This is a genomic window from Curtobacterium sp. 24E2, assembly GCF_016925595.1.
Taxonomy (GTDB): domain Bacteria; phylum Actinomycetota; class Actinomycetes; order Actinomycetales; family Microbacteriaceae; genus Curtobacterium.
Genome location: NZ_CP068987.1, coordinates 2,607,134 through 2,625,655, shown reverse-complemented (window position 1 = coordinate 2,625,655; position 18,522 = coordinate 2,607,134). Strand labels below are relative to the sequence as shown.

General features: G+C 72.1%; 11 protein-coding genes and 5 pseudogenes. 9 read left to right on the top strand and 7 right to left on the bottom strand.

Translation table 11 applies throughout. The features are described from left to right. Nucleotides 1-16: 16 nt before the first annotated feature. Nucleotides 17-1,726 carry a maltose alpha-D-glucosyltransferase gene (treS, locus tag JN350_RS12950; protein WP_111084171.1) on the bottom strand — a complete coding sequence of 570 codons (1,710 nt, stop codon included), beginning with the start codon at nt 1,724-1,726 and terminating at the stop codon, nt 17-19. A 113-nt stretch (nt 1,727-1,839) separates the two neighbouring features. Between treS and JN350_RS12945 the strand changes: the two genes are divergently transcribed. Beyond that, nucleotides 1,840-2,892, top strand: coding sequence for an alpha/beta fold hydrolase (locus JN350_RS12945; protein WP_205462460.1), 1,053 nt, complete (start codon nt 1,840-1,842; stop codon nt 2,890-2,892). A 5-nt stretch (nt 2,893-2,897) separates the two neighbouring features. Continuing rightward, a pseudogene (locus tag JN350_RS12940) lies at nt 2,898-3,969 on the top strand (glycosyltransferase family 4 protein). 111 nt (nt 3,970-4,080) lie between these two features. Here JN350_RS12940 and JN350_RS12935 read toward each other — a convergent pair. From JN350_RS12935 to JN350_RS12925, 3 genes are all read right to left on the bottom strand, one after another. Beyond that, complete coding sequence (locus JN350_RS12935) at nt 4,081-4,821, bottom strand: hypothetical protein (protein ID WP_205462459.1); 741 nt, start codon at nt 4,819-4,821, stop codon at nt 4,081-4,083. Nucleotides 4,822-5,000: 179 nt separating this feature from the next. Further along, nucleotides 5,001-5,639, bottom strand: coding sequence for a histidine phosphatase family protein (locus JN350_RS12930; RefSeq protein WP_205462458.1), 639 nt, complete (start codon nt 5,637-5,639; stop codon nt 5,001-5,003). 7 nt (nt 5,640-5,646) lie between these two features. Further along, nucleotides 5,647-6,537 (bottom strand): Sir2 family NAD-dependent protein deacetylase, encoded by an 891-nt coding sequence (locus JN350_RS12925; RefSeq protein ID WP_205462457.1) that lies wholly within the window; start codon nt 6,535-6,537, stop codon nt 5,647-5,649. Nucleotides 6,538-6,689: 152 nt separating this feature from the next. Between JN350_RS12925 and JN350_RS12920 the strand changes: the two are divergent. After that, nucleotides 6,690-7,507, top strand: a pseudogene (locus JN350_RS12920) (TrmH family RNA methyltransferase). Between the two features lie 35 nt (nt 7,508-7,542). On the opposite strand, the gene JN350_RS12915 reads toward JN350_RS12920, so the two are convergent. Further along, nucleotides 7,543-9,108, bottom strand: a complete 1,566-nt coding sequence (locus tag JN350_RS12915; RefSeq protein ID WP_205462456.1) for an AtzH-like domain-containing protein — start codon at nt 9,106-9,108, stop codon at nt 7,543-7,545. After that, complete coding sequence (locus tag JN350_RS19600) at nt 9,105-9,617, bottom strand: acetamidase/formamidase family protein (protein ID WP_240347319.1); 513 nt, start codon at nt 9,615-9,617, stop codon at nt 9,105-9,107. The genes JN350_RS12915 and JN350_RS19600 overlap by 4 nt, the downstream gene beginning before the upstream one ends. 525 nt (nt 9,618-10,142) lie before the next feature. Between JN350_RS19600 and JN350_RS20960 the strand changes: the two are divergent. From JN350_RS20960 to JN350_RS12895, 3 genes and pseudogenes are all read left to right on the top strand, one after another. Further along, nucleotides 10,143-11,078, top strand: a pseudogene (locus tag JN350_RS20960) (D-alanyl-D-alanine carboxypeptidase family protein); the annotation flags it as partial. Between the two features lie 227 nt (nt 11,079-11,305). After that, nucleotides 11,306-11,503 (top strand): hypothetical protein, encoded by a 198-nt coding sequence (locus JN350_RS12900; RefSeq protein ID WP_205462455.1) that lies wholly within the window; start codon nt 11,306-11,308, stop codon nt 11,501-11,503. Between the two features lie 50 nt (nt 11,504-11,553). Then, the gene (locus tag JN350_RS12895) at nt 11,554-12,912 is read left to right on the top strand and encodes a serine hydrolase domain-containing protein (RefSeq protein ID WP_205462454.1); all 1,359 of its coding nucleotides are present in this window, start codon (nt 11,554-11,556) and stop codon (nt 12,910-12,912) included. A 157-nt stretch (nt 12,913-13,069) separates the two neighbouring features. On the opposite strand, the pseudogene JN350_RS12890 reads toward JN350_RS12895, so the two are convergent. Next, a pseudogene (locus tag JN350_RS12890) lies at nt 13,070-13,875 on the bottom strand (SGNH/GDSL hydrolase family protein). 11 nt (nt 13,876-13,886) lie between these two features. Here JN350_RS12890 and JN350_RS12885 point away from each other — a divergent pair. The 3 genes and pseudogenes from JN350_RS12885 (at nt 13,887) to JN350_RS12875 (ending at nt 18,504) form a co-directional block, all read left to right on the top strand. Beyond that, nucleotides 13,887-15,068 (top strand): acyl-CoA dehydrogenase family protein, encoded by a 1,182-nt coding sequence (locus JN350_RS12885; protein WP_205462453.1) that lies wholly within the window; start codon nt 13,887-13,889, stop codon nt 15,066-15,068. Nucleotides 15,069-15,305: 237 nt separating this feature from the next. Then, nucleotides 15,306-16,550 (top strand): DNA polymerase IV, encoded by a 1,245-nt coding sequence (gene dinB, locus JN350_RS12880; protein WP_123671752.1) that lies wholly within the window; start codon nt 15,306-15,308, stop codon nt 16,548-16,550. A 161-nt stretch (nt 16,551-16,711) separates the two neighbouring features. Then, a pseudogene (locus tag JN350_RS12875) lies at nt 16,712-18,504 on the top strand (DEAD/DEAH box helicase). Nucleotides 18,505-18,522 lie beyond the last annotated feature (18 nt).

The following is an 18,522-nucleotide window of genomic DNA, read 5'->3' as shown; positions in this document are numbered from 1 at the left end:
ACCGACACGACCGGTGCTACCCGACCGGCGCGCCGACGTGCAGCCAGTAGAACGACTGCGTCCCGAGGGTCAGCGTGACGGTGCCGTCCTCGTCGAACGCGGGGAACGAACCGCCGCCGAACAGGTCGTAGAGCGGCCGACCGGCGAACTCGGGAGCCGACACCGTGACCGACGTCGGGTTCGTGGCGAACGAGAACACGCACAGGACGTCCTCCGCCGACGGCCCGAACTGCTGCCCGGAGCCCTCCCACGAGCGCACGAACGCGAGCACCGACTCGTTCGAGGTCTCCTGCACGTGCAGGGTCCCGAGCCCGAACACCGGGTGGGCCTTCCGCACGTGGATGACGTTGCGCACCCAGTGCAGCAGGGAGCGGGACTGGGCGAGCTGCGCCTCGACGTTGACCTGCGCGTAGTTGTACACGAGTGACTGCACCACGGGCAGGTACAGCTTGCCCGGGTCTGCCGTGGAGAACCCGGCGTTGCGGTCGGGGGTCCACTGCATCGGCGTGCGGGACGAGTCGCGGTCGGGGAGCCAGATGTTGTCGCCCATGCCGATCTCGTCGCCGTAGTACAGGAACGGCGAGCCCGGCAGCGAGAACAGCAGTGCGTGGATGAGTTCGAGTTCGGCACGTGAGTTGTCGAGCAGGGGAGCGAGGCGGCGGCGGATGCCGATGTTCGAGCGCATCCGGGGGTCGTAGCCGTACCAGCCGTACATGGCCTGCCGGTACTCCTCGCTGACCATCTCGAGCGTGAGCTCGTCGTGGTTCCGGAGGAACACGCCCCAGGCTGCCGCGGACGGCACGTCGAGCGTCTCCGACAGGATCGCGGACAGCTCCTTGGCGTGCTGGGCACGGAGCGAGTAGAAGATGCGGGGCATCACCGGGAAGTCGAACGCCATGTGGCACTCGGGCTCCTCGTCGGTGCCGAAGAAGGCGGCTGTCTCGCGCGGCCACTGGTTCGCCTCGGCGAGCAGGACACGGCCGGGGTACTCGTCGTCCACCATCGCGCGCATCTTCTTGATGAACTCGTGGGTCTCCGGCTCGCCCTCGCCGTTGCCCTCTTCCGACTCGAACAGGTACGGGATCGCGTCGAGCCGCAGTCCGTCGACACCGAGGTCGAGCCAGTGCCGCACGACGTCGTACACGGCCTCGACCACCGCGGGGTTCTCGAAGTTCAGGTCGGGCTGGTGCGAGAAGAACCGGTGGAAGAAGAACTGCCGACGGACCGGGTCGAACGTCCAGTTCGACTCCTCGGTGTCGACGAAGATGACCCGGATGTTCGGGTACTCCTCGTCGGTGTCCCGCCAGACGTAGAAGTCACCGAAGGGGCCGTCGGGGTCCTCGCGGGACTGCTGGAACCACTCGTGCTGGTCGCTGGTGTGGTTGATCACCATGTCGATGACGATGCGCATGTTGCGCTCGTGCGACTTCGTGACGAGCTCGCGGAAGTCGTCGAGCGTACCGAACTCCGGCAGGATCGCCTTGTAGTCGGCGATGTCGTACCCGCCGTCGCGCATCGGCGACTGGAAGAACGGTGGCAGCCACAGGGCGTCGACGCCGAGCCACTGCAGGTAGTCGAGCTTGCCGATCACACCCTGCAGGTCACCGATCCCGTCGCCGTTCGAATCGACGAACGAGCGGATCATGCACTCGTAGAAGACCGAGCGCTTGTACCACTGCGGGTCGAGCGTCAGGCCGGGCAGCTGGATCGGGGCTGTGAAGGTCACCGTGCTCCTCGTCGTCATCGACGGGCCGGTCGACGGCCCGCCCCGGACACGATAGGCGCGCGATGCTGCGGGTGTCCGGGGTTTCGGGCGGTTGTCTTCGTAGACTGGCGCCGATGCAACCGCCCGTGCTCTCCCCGTACCAGTCGCTCATGGCCGCCACACCGGTGGTCCACCGGTCCGTGCAGGTCGACGGCCGCACCACGCACTACTGGGAGTACGGGCCGTCCGACGCGACGCAGACCGTCCTGGCGGTGCACGGCTTCCGCGGGGACCACCACGGCCTCGAGACGATCGCCGCGCACCTGCAGGACGTCCGCGTGATCGTCCCCGACCTGCCCGGCTTCGGCGTGTCCGATCCGTTGCCGGTGTCGGACATCGAGTCGTACGTCGGCTGGCTGCGTGCGTTCCACGAGGCGCTCGGGCTCCGCCGCGATGCCGTCGTCCTCGGCCACTCGTTCGGGTCGATCGTGGTGTCCGCCACCGTCGCCGCCGGGCTCGACACCCGGCTGCTCGTCCTCGTGAACCCGATCGCCGCCCCTGCGCTGCAGGGGCCCCGCGCGGTGGGCACCGGGATCGCGATCGGCTACTACAAGGCCGGCGCGGTGCTGCCGAGACCGATCGGGCTCGGGATCCTGCGGAACGCCGCCATCGTGCGGGTGATGAGCATCGCGATGCTCAAGTCGCACGACCGCGGGATGCGCCGGTGGGTGCACGACCAGCACGACCGGTACTTCTCGGCCTTCGCGAACCGCACGAGCGTGCTCGAGGCGTTCCGGACCTCGGTCACCCACGACGTGTCCGAGTACGCGGACCGCATCGACGTGCCGGTGCTGATGATCGCCGCCGAGCACGACGACATCACGGCCGTCCCCGAGCAGCGCGCCCTGGCAGCCCGCCTGCGCGATGCCGAACTCGTGGTCATCCCCGGGGTCGGGCACCTGGTGCACTACGAGACACCGGCACCGGCCGCCGCCGCGGTGCTGCGCCGGATGGCGGACACCGCCGCGCGCTCTGGACGGGGCCGCGGCACCAAGGCGAGCCGACCGTCGGGGGCGGGACGGGCCTCCCGGACGACCGCGGCGAACGCGACCGCGACCGCGACGAAGGCGACCGCGCCGAAGTCGGACGACTCGATGGCGAGCGACGCGAAGGAGACCGACGCGTGACCCGCCTGCGCATCGGCATCGACTGCCGCTACGTCCGGATCGGCCGCCACGACGGCATCAGCCGGTTCACCGCCGGGATCGCCTGGAACCTGCCCGACCGGCACGACGTCGTGCTGCTCGTCCACGACGAGCGCCAGCTCGAGTCCCTGCCGCGCGACCTGCCGTGGGAACTGCTGCCGGCGCCGACCGACGCGGGGAGCCGCTCGTCGCGCGCCGGGTCAACCGGCTCGGACTCGACGCAGTGTTCTCACCGATGCAGACCATGGGATCGCGGGGGCGCGACTACGCGCTCGTGCTCACCCTGCACGACCTGATCTACTACCGGAACCGGACACCCCCGCGCGAGTTCTCGTGGCCGCTCCGGCTCGGGTGGCGCGCGTTCCACCTGTCGTGGGTGCCGCAGCGTGTCCTGCTGAACGGAGCCGACGGGGTGGTCACGGTGTCCGAGACCACCGCGGGACTCATCGCCGAGCACCGGCTGACGAAGCGTCCGGTGACAGTGGCGTACAACGCTGCCGACCCGGCGTCGCCGCGCGTGGCCGGTGCGCCACGGGAGCGCTCGCTCGTCTACATGGGGTCGTTCATGCCGTACAAGAACGTCGAGACGCTGGCGGCCGCGCTGCCGCTGCTCGGGGCGGACTGGACCCTGCACTGCATGTCACGCGTGTCCGACGCCGACCGCGCACGGATCGAGGGCTCGCGCCGGCCGGCTCGATCGTGTTCCACGACGGTGCGACCGACGAGGAGTACCTGTCGGTCCTCCGATCCGCCACGGCCCTGGCGACGGCGTCGTACGACGAGGGCTTCGGCATCCCGCTGGTCGAGGCGATGGGCGTCGGGACCCCGGTCGTGGTGAGCGACATCCCGATCTTCCGCGAGATCGGTGGCGATGCAGCCGAGTACTTCGACCCGGCGTCTCCGTCGGCGGTCGCGGCTGCGGTGCGGCGGGTCGAGGAGCGGTGGGACGAGGCCTCAGCGCAGTCGGTCGAGCGGGCCGCGCGGTTCCGGTGGCAGGACTCGGCGGAGCAGGTCGTGCGGGCGGTCGAGCGGGCCGTGGCCGACCGGCGCGCGCGGTAGCGGGGAGCGGCGCGGCGGCGCGGCGGCGCGTCGGTCGATGCGATACGACGTCGTCGACGTCGTACGACATCGGATTCGTCGTTCAGCGTCGGGCATTTGACCAGCCGACCGCTACTTCGGCGCGATGACCTCGACGCTCGCCCCGGGGAACACCTTGTGCGTCTCCTCGGTCACCCGCGCCACGATCGGCGGGACGGCGGCCCCACGCCCAGGGGTGCGGACGACGATGGCCTGGTCGGCGGCGCGGTCCGAGGGCGTGCCACCGCGCTCCCACGAGCAGCGGACGGCCGTGACCCCACCGATGCGGTCGAGGGTGTCCGCCAGCACCAGGCGCTTCGCGGTCACCGACCGTGAGTCGGACACGCCCACCTCGATGGCGCCGAGGTCGGCGATCGCGACGACCCGGACGCCGTTGCCGCCCGCCGATTCGGTCGCGCGGCTCAGCGTCTCGACCAGGTCGGTGCGCGCGGCGGCGTCGAGGGACGGGTCGGCCGTGATCGTCGCGATGGCGTCGTAGCTCGCGAAGCCGGTCTTCTCTGCCGGGTGGTGGCGGACCTCGGTGACACCCGGCACGTCGGCGAGCCGGTCGTCGAGGCGGTCGAGCGCCAGGTCCGGCCGGGGGAACACGCCGCCGATGCCGGTCTGCACGCTGCCGATGATGGTGCCGAGCACGAGGGCGATCACAGCGGCGACGACGACGGTACCGCCGCCGATGAGGAGCCAGGTGCGGGCCCGCTGCCCCATCGTACGGGTCTGCACGCTGGCGGTCTCGGGGCCGAAGGCACGGTCGAGGTCGTCGTCCTGCCGGTCAGTGGCTTGCCAGCCACCCGGGTCGGTTCCGTCGGTCACCATGTCGCCCCCTGGTTCGGGTGCGTCGGAGCCTAGTCGCAGGACGGCCGCGCCGTCCGCGCACCGTGGTGCGGGAGCCGCTCGGCGCGCCGTCCGAGCATCGTGGTGCGGGAGCCGCTCGGTGCCCCGTCCCCGCAGCGTGGTGCGGGAGCCGCTCGGCGCCCGTCCGCGCAGGGCGCTCGTCAGCCCCGGCGTTCCAGGGGGTTCTGGTAGTCGAACGCGTACCGCCCGGGCCCGTCCGAGACGTCGTCGATCGGGTCGTCGAACCGGACGAGCTCCGCGTGGAAGCCTTCGGGGTCCCAGCGGAACGAGTGGATCGAGCCGTTGCGGATCGGGGTGGCGTGCCGGTCGGCGGTGCCGGGTGCCGCCTCGTTCACCACGCTCCGGATCACCGCGCCGTGGGTGGCGACGACCACGACCCCGCCGTCGAAGCGCACCGCGATCTCACCGAGCGTCTCGGTGATGCGAGCGAGCAGCGCGGACCGGGACTCGCGGCCCGGGATGTCGTCGTGCGGGTACTTCGTGGTGACCTCGGTGTCGGTGAGCCCCTCGGCTTCGCCGTAGGAGCGTTCGGCCAGCCCGGCGTACGGCACCGGCGCCGCGAGCCCGAGCCGGTCGGCGATGATCGCCCCGGTCTCGGCGGCGCGGGACAGCGGCGAGGCGACGACCGCGTCGAACTGTCGGCGGGTGAGGAGTTCGGCGGCCTCGGCGGCCTGTCGCCGCCCGGTGTCGTTGAGCGGGATGTCGGTGGAACCCTGGATGCGGCGCTGCGCGTTCCAGTCGGTCTCACCGTGCCGGACCAGGTACAGGAGCGTCGTCACCCGTCGATCATCCCAGAAGGCGAGGCCCGCCGAGCCGCTCGGCCAGGTGCACCAGCGTCTCGGTCGTCCCGCCGTCGAGCTTCACGGCGGCGCGGCGGTCGCTGCGGGTCGCGCCGCGGTTCACGATGACCACCGGGTTCTTGCGGCGGGCAGCGTGGTCGACGAGCCGCACGCCGGAGTTCACCGTGAGCGAGGACCCCACCACGAGCAGCGCCTCGGCGTCGGCGACGATCGACACCGCCTCGTGGAACTTCTCGGTGGGCACGAACTCGCCGAAGAAGACGACGTCGGGCTTGAGCATCCCGCCGCACACCGAGCAGTCCGGCACCACGAAGCGCTCGACGTCGGTGATCTCGACGTCGCCGTCGGGCTGCAGCTGCACCGAGCCGGGTTCGTCGATCCACGGGTTGGCACGGTCGATGGTCGTGGCGAGGTCGGCACGGGAGAACACCTGCCCGCACGTCAGGCAGAGGGCGCGGTCCATCGACCCGTGGATCTCGACCACGCGGCGGGACCCGGCGCGCAGGTGCAGGCCGTCGACGTTCTGCGTGATGACGCCCGTGACGACACCGGCGTGCTCGAGGGCGGCGAGCGCCCGGTGCCCCTCGTTCGGTCGGGCGGCGGCGAAGCTCCGCCAGCCGAGGTGCGAGCCCGCCCAGTACCGCTGCCGTTTGGCTGCGTCGGCACGGAACTCCTGGAAGGTCATCGGCTTGCGCACGATCCGCCCGGCGCCGCGGTAGTCGGGGATGCCGGAATCGGTGCTCAGACCGGCGCCGGAGAGCACGGCGACGCGCTTGCCGGCGAGCACCTTGAGCACGCGGTCGAGGTCCGCTGCCGTCGGCAGACCGGTCGGAGTCCCGGTGGTCGGTCCGCTCGTCGACGCAGCATCATCCAGCACCCTGTTCACGGTACCCTCAACAGCCGACCGTCCCGGTCGCTTCCCGGCCGGCACGCCAGCAGCGACACCGGCCGGCACGCCAGCAGCGACACCGGCCGGCACGCCAGCCACGACACCGACCGGCGCCCACGAACGACACCGAAACGAGCCCCGTGCACCCCGTCCGCATCGACTCCCTCGACGACCCTCGCCTCGACGACTTCGCCCGTCTGACCGACGTGGCGCTCCGCCGGGTGAGCGAACCGGAGGGCGGCCTGTACATCGCCGAGTCGAACACGGTCATCGAGCGCGCGGTCCGTGCCGGGCACACCCTCGGAGCATCCTGGTGCAGGAGAAGTGGCTCGACAGCGTGCTGCCCCTGGTCGCCGACCACGACGGTCCGGTCTTCGTCGGCCCGGACGCCCTGCTCGAGGAGCTCACCGGCTTCCGCATGCACCGTGGCGCGATCGCCGCCGTACAGCGCCCCGAGCTGCCGACGGTCGCCGACGTGGTGCGGGACGCGAAGCTCGTCGTCGTGCTCGAGGACATCGTCGACCACACGAACGTCGGTGCCGTCTTCCGCAGCGTCGCCGGCCTGGGCGCGGACGCAGTCCTCGTCAGCCCGCGCTGCGCCGACCCGCTGTACCGCCGGAGCGTCCGGGTGAGCATGGGCACGGTCCTGCAGATCCCGTGGACCCGGATCGGCGAGTGGCCAGCAGCTGGCGAGGAACTGCGCGCGCAGGGCTTCCACCTCGCCGCGATGGCGCTCACCGACGAGTCGGTCGACCTCGCCGAGTTCGCGCGGGACGTCCCCGGCAAGGTCGCGCTCGTCATGGGCACCGAGGGGCAGGGGCTGACGCCCGCCGCGATCGCGTCGGCCGACACCACGGTGCGGATCCCGATGGCGCACGGTGTCGACTCGCTCAACATCGCCGCGGCCAGCGCCGTCGGACTGTGGGCGGTCACCCAGGCCCAGCGGCTCGCTTCCTAGCCACGCCACGGGCGGACCGGGAGGCGCGGCTCGCCTCAGCGCTGCAGCATCCGTCCGGCGCGGATCACCAGGGCACGGTCGGCGCCCGGTCCGCCGACCAGGCAGACGCCGACGGGGGCTCCGTCGACGGTGAGCGCCGGTGCGCTGACCGCCGGGACGCCACCGACGCTCGCGAGGCTCGTCATCGCCGTCGTCGCGGTCCGGGTGCGTTCGAGCGCCGCCGTGTCGGCAGCGATCAGCGGTGCCGGCCCGGGGACCGTCGGGAACAGCAGGGTCCGGTCGGCGAGCGCCGTGCGGATCGTCGCCCGGACGTCGTCGAGCCGCGCGACGGCGTCGGCGGTGGCTGCGGGGTCGTTCGCCCGGGCGGCGGCGAACCGGTCGCCGACGACGACGCTCAGGGCACCGGGGTGGGCGTCGATCCAGGCACCGTGGGCGGCGACGGCCTCGGCGGCCTGCACGAGGCGCAGCAGCTCGCGCAGGTCGTCGAGCGGCGGGATCCCGAGGTCGGCGAGCCGCACGGTGCCGATCTGGTGACCCTGTTCGGCGACGAAGGCGGTGAAGGCCTCGGCGACGGCCGGCTCGACGAGCTCCAGGAGCTCGGCGGGCACGAGGAGCTCCGGTTCCGCCGGAGCTTCCGGATCCGACGGCACCGTGGCGTCGAGCGCCGCGAGCAGGACGTCGGCGCTCCGGGTGAGCCACCCCACGGTGTCGAACGACGGCGCGAGGGGGAGCAGGCCCTCGCGGGAGACCGCGCCGTGGGTCGTCCGGAGGCCCCAGAGCCCCTGGTACGAAGCGGGGACCCGCACCGATCCCGCGGTGTCCGTGCCGATCCCGATCTCGGCCGCGCCGAGACGGACAGCCGATGCGGATCCGCTGGACGAGCCTCCTGGCAGTCGGGTCGGGACCGCCCCGTTCGGCGGGGTGCCGTGGTGTTCGTTGCGGCCCGTCAGGTTGTAGGCGAACTCGTCGGTGCGCGCGATGCCGCGGATGGCGGCGCCGGCGTCGAGGAGGGCTGCGACGGCCGCGGCGGGCACCGCCTGGACGGGGGACTCGCGCAGGTACGTCGGGTTGCCGGCGCCGACGGGCTGGCCGGGGACGGCGTAGAGGTCCTTCACCGCGACGGTGAGCCCGTCGAGCGGTCCGGACGCGGTGGGGGCGACGAGCGGGTCGCCGACGGCGCGCCAGACGGTGGTGTCGAAGGCCTTCGGGCGGCCGGTGACGTGGGCCGCCGCGATGCGCCAGCGCGGATCCGCGTCGCCGTGGGTGCTGTCGCTGTCGCGTCGCCACAGCTGGGTCTGGAGGCCCTGCCCGCCCGCCGCGAACTCGGACACCGACACGACGAGGGCCAGTCCCTCGGTCAGGGTGCGGACCTCGACGCGCGACAGCGACCGGGCCAAGACCCCACCCCGTGCCCCGCGGAACGCGCTGATCGCGTCGTGCCCGACGAGCAGGCCGCGGTCGTCACCGCGCATCGTGCCGGGGGCGTCGACGAACGCGGCGTCGAGGGCGTCGAGGTCGTTCGCGGCGAGGGCGGCCTCGTACGCGTCGAGGGCGTCGAGCAGGCCCTCCGGTACCGCGGCGCTCGTCTCGTGCGTGCTCATCGTGCGGGCACCTCGAAGTCGGCCTTGCGGATGCGGGCGTGCGCGCCGGTGACCAGGTCGACCACCTGCGAGATGTTGAAGTCCGTCGCCGCCGACAGGTAGGCGTACGCCAGGTGCGGCTCCATGCCCCAGCGGGCGCCGAGGATCGCGACGGCGTGCCGGACACAGGCGCGGACGGCCTCGTCGAGGTCCGGGTCCATGCCCGTCGGCACGAGGAACTCGTGGGTCTCCACGAGCGGCCAGGCCAGGTCGCCGAACTGCTGTGCGGCGTCGGCGGCGGGTGTCACGTCGAACCGGACGGTCGCGCGGAGCGACGCCTCCATCGCGGTGAGCGCGACCTCGCCGTCGCCCTGCGCGAAGTGCGGGTCACCGACGTACGCGAGCGCCCCGGGGACCAGGACCGGCAGGTGCAGCTGCGCGCCGACCTGCAGCAGGTTGACGTCGACGTTCCCGCCGTGCCGGCCCGGCGGCACCGAGTGCAGCCGTTCTCCGGGTGTGGCGACGCCCATGATCCCGAGGAAGGGGGCGAGCGGGAAGTGCGCGAAGCGGTCGCGGGCGCCGGTCAGGGGATGCGGCCCCGCTGACCGTCGGCCGTCTCGACCACGTCGGCGAAGACGCTGACCGTGGTGCCGTCGACCGGGTACTCACTGTGCAGGGCACCGCGGCCGTGCCGGTTCGACACGACGCCGTAGTGCACCCGCGGCAGCGTCTCGAGCACCGTCATGGTCAGGACGTCGCCCGGTTCGGCGCTCGCGATCGCGATCGGACCGGAGACGACGTGCGGGCCGTCGGTGGCAGGGTCCCGGTGGCCGCTCCTGGCGATCGCGACGGCGTCGTCGAGGACGTGCTCCGCGGCGACGCCGTGCGACGCGAAGTACCCGCGGGGGTCGCTGCCCTGGTCGGGCAGGATCCCCTCGTGGCTGACGGTGTCGATCGTGACGTCGTCACCGGACGCGATCGTGACGACCGGGCGGTCGTCGGCGTTCGGCAGCCGACCCCACAGGACCGTGTCCGGGTCGACGGGAAGGTAGCGGGTGGACCGGATCGGGCCGGCGCCGGGCTGCAGGGTCGGGATCGCGGGGGTGCTCACGCAGCCACTTTTGCACACGCGACACCGCGGCCCGCTCGCAGCCACGCGGGACTCGTCACCGGTACGCTCGGTTCCCGTGTCACGAGTCGTCCGTCGCCCACGCTCCGCCGTCCGGAGGCCCGTGACGATCTCCGTCGTCGCGGTCCTGGTGCTCGTCGCCGGGTACCTCGTGGCCGCCGCCGTGGTGCCGTTCGGTCCGGCGAGCGCCTCGACCACCACGTACTCGGCCCCGACGTCGAGCGTCCCGGCGCTGGACTTCCCCGGGTACGGCGCCACCGCGGTCGAGGCCACCGACTTCCCGGAGAGCCTGCGTACCAGCGGTGACACGAAGCCCCGGTCGATCGCGAGCATCACCAAGATCGTGACGGCCCTGGTGGTGCTCGACCACAAGCCGCTGCGTGTCGGGGAGTCCGGACCGTCGGTCGCGTTCAACGCCGAGATGCAGGGGCTGTACGCGAAGTACCTCGCGGTGAACGGCGAGGTCGCGCCGATGCCGTCCGGCCTGAAGCTCTCCGAGTACCAGACCATGCAGGTCATGCTGATGAAGTCGGCGAACAACTACGCCGGCTCGTTGGCGCTGTGGGCCTTCGGATCAATGGATGCCTACCAGAAGGCTGCCGCGACCTGGCTCGACGAGCACCACCTCGACGACACGACCATCCACGAGCCGACGGGACTCGACGCCCGCAACCGGTCGACGGCGACGGACCTCGTCGACCTCGGGCAGCTGGCCCTGGCGAACCCCGTCGTCAAGGAGATCGTCGGCACCGAGCACCTCACGGTGCCGGGAGCGGGCGAGATCACGAACTCGAACAAGCTGCTCGGTATGGACGGCATCGAGGGCATCAAGACCGGCACCCTCGACGAGGCCGGCGCCTGCCTGCTGTTCGCCGCGACGTACGAGCGTGGCGGCCGTGACGTGACGGTCATCGGCGTCATGCTCGGCGGCGCCGACCACGACTCGCTCGACGTCGATGTCCAGCGGTTGCTGCGCTCCGTGGCCGACAACTTCCAGGTCGTCACCCTGACCCACGCCGGGCAGACCTTCGGCACGTTCTCCACCCCTGGCAGGACGAGGCCGACGCGGTCACCGCGAAGGCGGCCGAGGTGCTGGTCTGGGGCAAGACGAAGGTCCGGGCGAAGGCGCACCTCGACGAGGTCACCCTCGGGACGAAGGGCGAGCGGGTCGGGAAGGTCCGCTTCACGGTCACGAACCACGACCCGGTCACGGTGCCGCTCGTGCTCGAGCGGACGATCGACGACCCCGGCGTCTGGTGGCGCTGGACGAACCCCTTCCAGGGCTGACGGTGCTCGCGCTCTGACGCGCACCACCCGGAGTCCGTACTGTCGGACGGGTGACGACGACGAAGACGTTCCTCCGGACCACCCCATCCGCCCTCGACATCGACGCCGGAGGTGTGCGCGCGTTCGTCGACGCCCTCGAGTCGACCCCCGGCGTCGAGCCGCACAGCCTGATGCTGCTCCGGCACGGCCAGGTCGCTGCCGAGGGGTGGTGGCAGCCGTACGCGGCCGACCGGGTGCACCTGCTCTACTCGCTCAGCAAGAGCTTCACCGCCGCGGCCGTCGGCATCGCCGTGCGCGAGGGGCTCATCGACCTCGACGCGACCGCGCTGTCGTACTTCCCCGAACTCGACGTCGAGATCACGGACGAGCGCAGCCGCCGCATCCGGGTCCGGCACCTGCTCGCGATGGCGAGCGGGCACCGCGAGGACGCCATCGACCGGGCTCGTGAGCTCGACCGCACGGACGTCGTGCGTGGCTTCCTGCTCCTGCCGCCGGACGAGGAACCCGGCTCGCTCTTCACCTACAACCAGCCGTGCACGTACACGCTCGCCGCGATCGTCCGGCGGGTCAGTGGCGGATCGCTCGTGGACTACCTGCGCCCCCGGCTGCTCGACCCGCTCGGCATCGACGACCTCGCCTGGCGCCGCGACGCGTCCGGCGGCGAGCTCGGCTTCAGCGGCTGCTACACCACGACGTCGGCGGTCGCCGCGCTCGGGCAGCTGTACCTGCAGCGCGGCGTGTGGGAGGGCGAGCGGATCCTCGACGAGGACTGGGTCGCGGCCGCCACCAGCAAGCAGATCGACAACCTCGACGAGGACAACCCGGACTGGTCGCAGGGCTACGGCTTCCAGTTCTGGATGGCCCGCCACGGCTTCCGCGGCGACGGCGCCTACGGTCAGTTCTGCGTCGTCCTGCCGGAGCAGGACGTGGTCCTCGCGATCACCGGACAGAGCCTCGACATGCAGGCGGTCCTCGACGCGGCCTGGCAGCACCTGCTGCCCGCCGTCGACCGGACGTCCGACACGGGTGCGGACACCGCCCTGGAGGCACGGCTCGCCTCCCTGGGGCTGCCTCCGGTACCGGGCGGTCGACTTCCCGAGCGCCTCGCCGACGTCGAGCTCCGGTCGCGTCCAGACGCGATCCTCGACGCCGTCACGTTCACGCGTGACGCGGACGGGGTCCGCGTGACCATCACCGACGACGGTCGGTCTGACTCCGTGCCGGTCGGCGAGGGGAGTGGGCCGTCGAGGGCGCCCTCGCAGCGAGCGCAGCGACCCAGTCGGACGGCACCGTGCTCGTCGCGCTCCGCTTCGTGGAGACGCCGCACCTGCTGCACCTGCGCGTCGACCTCGACGCGGGCACGGTCGGGACGAAGTGGAAGACCGAGCCGCTGCACGACGGCCCGCTGACGTTGCGGCGCCCGGCCGACTGACCTGTGCCGACCACAGGGTGCGCACGTCGCGGTTCGCGCCCCTGTGTCGTCATCGCGCCCCGGGGAGTCGGGGCGCGATGACCGTGGTGGGGCGCGGCCGGGGAGGCGTGCGGAACCGGATGGCCTTCGTTCCGCTACGGGGTGTCGGACTTGTGTTCGACGACGTCCTGCAGCTCGGGGCGCTTGGCGGAGACTCCGTCGCCCGACGACGTGTGCTTGATGCGCCGGACGACCCACGGCACCAGGTACTCCTTCGCCCAGCCCAGGTCCTCGGCGCGGGCTTCACGCCACGGCCGGGCCTCGAGCGGTTCGGGGTTGAACGGCTCCAGGCCGTGCGGCACGCCGAGGGCGTCGAGCACCGCGGCGGCGATCGTCGCGTGCCCCGTGGGGAGTGGTGCAGTCGGTCCGGTGCCCACATGCGCGGGTCGCGGAGCACCCGGAGCGCCCACATGTCCGCCACGAGTGCGCCGTGCTTCAGGGCGATGGCGTGCAGGTTCTCGTTGTAGATCGCCGTCTTGCCGCGCACCATGCCGAGCACCGGCGTCATGCCGACGTCGGGCCCGGTGAACAGCACCACGGTCGCGCCGTCGCTCCGCAGCCGCGACACCATCGCGTCCACCCGCTCGGCGAGTTCGTCCGGATCGGAGCCCGGCCGGATGATGTCGTTGCCCCCGGCGGACACCGTGACCAGGTCCGGACGAAGCACGAGCGCCGGTTCCACCTGCTCGTCGATGATCTGCTGCAGCAGCCGCCCGCGGATCGCCAGGTTGGCGTACGCGAAGTCGTCGGACCCGTGGGCGAGCACCTCGGCGACCCGGTCCGCCCAGCCCCGGTTGCCCCCGGGGACGGTGGGGTCGGGGTCGCCGATCCCCTCGGTGAACGAGTCACCGATCGCGACGTACCTGGACCACGGATGACGATCTGACACGCTCCGGACCATAGTCTCGTGCCATGACGAAGGCCAACACGGGCGCGGACCGCGGCACGGACGCAGCCGCCTGGACCGTGCCGGACGACCTGCTCGCCCGCATCGCCGAACGCGCCCCCGGGTACGACGCCACGAACGCGTTCTGCGCCGAGGACCTGGAGGAACTCCGCGCCGCGGGCTACCTGCGCATCGGGGTGCCGGTGGCGCAGGGTGGCTCCGGTCTCGGCCTCCGCGCCACGACCGCCGTCCAGCAGGCCCTCGCCCAGGCCGCGCCGGCGACGGCGCTCGGCCTCGGGATGCACCAGGTGTGGGTGCAGGCGGCGCGCGCCGTCACTGCGCGGGGTGCGTCGTTCCTCCAGTCCGTCACCGACCACGCGTCGGACGGCCACCTGCTCGCCTTCGGGGTGAGCGAACCCGGCAACGACGCCGTCCTGTTCGACTCGTCGACGACGGCGGAGCCGGACGGCGACGGCGGGTACCGCTTCACCGGCACCAAGGTCTTCACCTCGCTCGCACCGGCGTGGGACGTCCTGAGCGTGTTCGGCAAGGACACCTCCGGGCCGGAACCGCGGCTGGTGCACGGCTTCGTGCTCCGGTCCGACGGCGACGTCGAGCACCTGGACGACTGGGACACCCTCGGCATGCGGGCCACGCAGAGCCGCACGACGAGGCTGCACGGCGTGCACGTCCCCGCTGACCGCATCGTGCGGTCGCTGCCGGTCGGGCCGAACCAGGACCCGCTCGTGTTCGGGGTCTTCGCGGCGTTCGAGCTGCTCATCGCCTCGGTGTACGTCGGGATCGCCTCGCGTGCGGTGTCGCTGGCGGTCTCCGCGGTGCAGTCGCGTGCATCGCTCGACGGGACGCCACGGTCGCAGGACCCGGACGTGCGCCGGGCGATCGCGGACATGCGCGGGTCGGTCGACGCGATCGAGCTGCAGGTGTCCTCGCTCGCGCGGTCGGTCGACGAGCTGGACGACCTCGGTGCGCGGTGGTTCCCGCTGCTCGTGGGGACCAAGGCGCGGGCGGTCGACACGGCGCAGCACGTCGTGGACGAGGCGATGCGGGTCGTCGGGGGCTCGGCGTTCCGGTCCTCGAGCGAACTGGCCCGCCTGGCGCGTGACGTCCGGGCCGGCCAGTACCACCCGTCGTCGCGGGACTCGGCGGCGCGAACGCTCGCGGCGTCCGTGCTCGGCCCGCTCGGCTGACGCGGTCCCGTGCCCGGCCGCGTGCCCGGCCGCGTGCCCGGCCGCGCGAGCACGGTGCGGGACTTGTGAGCTGGTGCGAGGTTGCTCGCTCGGTGCGGCCTTGTAGCGCCGCACCGAGCGATCAAGCCGGCACGGATCGGCGAAGGTCCCACGGTGCGACTGAGACCGCCACGCGTTCGGCGGCCACCGGCGCACGGTGAGCCCGGCGATGTCGGTGGTCCCTGGCATCATCTCCGTGTGAGCAAGCAGGACGGAAGCAACCGGCTCGTCTCCGACGCACCGGTGGACGACGTCTCGGCGACCGTGCTGCACGTCGACATGGACGCCTTCTTCGCGTCCGTCGAACTACTCGACCGACCCGACCTGGTGGGTCTGCCGGTCATCGTCGGCCACGACTCCGACCGCTCCGTGGTCACCGCTGCCACCTACGAAGCCCGTCGGTACGGCGTGAACTCCGCCATGCCGATGGCCATCGCGAAGCGCCGCTGCCCGAACGCGATCATCGTCGAGCCGCACTTCGAGAAGTACCGCGACCAGTCCGCCGCGGTGATGGCGATCTTCGACCGGTTCACGCCGCGGGTCGAACGGCTCGGCATCGACGAAGCGTTCCTCGACGTCGCCGGCGCGCTCCGGCTGTACGGCACGCCGTGGGAGATCGGCCGGGCCATCCGGCGCACGGTCCACGCCGAGACGGGCCTGCACTGCTCGGTCGGCGCCGCGTCGACCAAGTTCGTGGCGAAGCTCGCATCGAGCCGGTCCAAGCCGGACGGGCTGCTCGTCGTGCCCGCAGCCGACACCATCGCGTTCCTGCACCCGCAGCCGGTCTCGGCGCTGTGGGGCGTGGGCGGCAAGACGCAGGAGACCCTCGAGCGCCGCGGCATCCGCACCGTCGGCGACCTGGCGAACACGCCCCTCGGGTCACTCGTGTCCGCGCTCGGGCCAGCCGGTGGCCAGCGCCTGCACGACCTGTCCTGGGGGCGCGACCCACGCGTCGTCGACACCGGGGTGGGCGAGAAGTCCATCGGGCACGAGGTCACGTTCGGCCACGACCTGACCGAGCGGGACGACGTCGCGCGCGAGCTCCTGCGCCTCGCCGACAAGGTCGCCGTCCGCCTGCGCCACGCCGACGTGCAGGCCCGCACCGTGGCGCTCAAGGTCCGCTACACCGACTTCACCACGTTGACCCGGTCGCGCACCCTCGCCGAGCCCACCGATGTCGCCAAGCGGCTGCACCGCGAAGCCGTCGAGCTGTACGACGTGCTGCACCGACCGGGCAACCGGATCCGGCTCATCGGGGTCCGCGGCGAGAACCTCGTGCCGGCCGCCGCGAGCAACGCGCTGTGGGACGACGACGCGCCGTGGCGCGAGACCGAGACCACGGTCGACGCGGTCGCCGCGCGCTTCGGCGCAGGCGTGCTGCGACCGGCATCCCTGGTCCGCCGTACCCCCGACGGCCACGTGCCGCACGCCAGGCAGGACTGACGGTGGCGGTAGAATCAGGTCCAGTGAGCGCAGCGGAGTACGAACAGCAGCAGCCCGCCACGCTGTGGGCCGAGTCGGGGGACGACCACACGTCGTCGACGGATCCTTCGTCCTCCGCACATGCCGATGCGGTGGCGCGGGACGAAGCCGACGCGGCCGCCCTGGCCGAAGCGGCCGGCAACTCGGCCGTCCAGCACCTGTCGCCCGCGTTCCCGGACCGCGCCGCGTGGGGACCGCCTCCAAGCTCCGCGCGTGGCAGGTCGAAGCCCTCACCAAGTACTTCGAGTCCGAGCCGCGTGACTTCCTCACGGCCGCGACGCCCGGCGCCGGCAAGACGACGTTCGCGCTCCGCCTGGCCACCGAGCTGCTGGCGCGCGGCACCGTCGACCGCATCGTGGTCGTCGCCCCCACCGAGCACCTGAAGCGGCAGTGGGCGGACTCCGCCGACCGCGTGGGCATCCGCATCGACCCGATGTTCAAGAACGGCGACGGCATGTTCGGCCGGCACTACCAGGGCGTCGCGATCACGTACGCCCAGGTCGGCATGAACCCCGAGGTGCACAAGAAGATCACCGAGGGCGGGCGCACCCTCGTCGTCCTCGACGAGGTCCACCACGGCGGCGACGCGCTCACCTGGGGCGACGGCATCCGGGAAGCCTTCTCCGGCGCCACCCGACGGCTCTCGCTGTCCGGCACACCGTTCCGGTCCGACACCGCGCCGATCCCGTTCGTCCAGTACGCCCCCGACGAGCAGGGCATCCGCACCTCGATCTCCGACTACAACTACGGCTACGGCCGCGCGCTCAAGGACGGCGTCGTCCGACCGGTGCTGTTCATGGCCTACGCCGGCCAGATGCGCTGGAAGACCCGGATGGGCGACGAGATGTCGGCCTCCCTCGGCGAACAGGTCACGAAGGACATCACCGCACAGGCCTGGCGCACGGCGCTGTCGCCCGAGGGTGAGTGGATGCCGGCCGTGCTGTCCGCCGCCGACAAGCGCCTGACCGAGGTGCGTCGTGGTGTGCCGGACGCCGGTGGTCTGGTCATCGCGACGGACACCACCACGGCCCGCGCCTACGCTCGCATCCTGCAGCAGATCACGGGGGAGCGGCCGACCGTCGTGCTGTCCGACGAGGCCGCCGGGTCCAGCCGCATCAGCGCGTTTGCCGATGACACCTCGCGGTGGATGGTCGCCGTGCGCATGGTGTCCGAAGGCGTCGACGTCCCGCGGCTCTGCGTCGGCGTGTACGCCACGAGCGCGAGCACCCCGCTGTTCTTCGCCCAGGTGATCGGCCGCTTCGTGCGTGCCCGACGCCGCGGTGAGACGGCGAGCGTCTTCCTGCCGAGCGTGCCCGGACTGATGGCACTGGCGGCGACGCTCGAGCTCGAACGCGACCACGCCCTCGACCGTCCGAAGGACGCCGACGACGGCATGTACAACCCCGAAGACGCGATGGTGGCGGAGGCCAACAAGGAAGACCGCGCGTCCGAGAGCCTGCTCGAGGTCCAGCCGTTCGAGGCGCTCGACTCGCAGGCGTCGTTCGACCGCGTCCTCTACGACGGCGGAGAGTTCGGCACCGGTGGCGAGGTCGGGTCGCTCGAGGAACTCGACTTCATCGGCATCCCCGGGCTCCTCGAACCCGACCAGGTGCGCGACCTGCTCCGGGCGCGCCAGGCGACCCAGGCGAAGCGCTCCAAGGGCCGGGCGGTCAAGGACGGCCAACCGAAGGCCGCCGAGCCGGAGAACCGCCCGATGTACATGACCATCAAGGAGCAGCGGACCGAGCTCGCGCGCCTCGTGTCGATCTGGTCTCGGCACTCCAACGAGCCGCACGGCTCCATCCACGCCGAGCTCCGGCGCATCAGCGGTGGGCCGGCCGTGGCACAGGCGAGCATCGAGCAGATCCAGAAGCGCATCGACGTCCTGCGCTCCCGCATCGGCGGGCGCCGGTGACGGGTCCGGTCCGGGCGG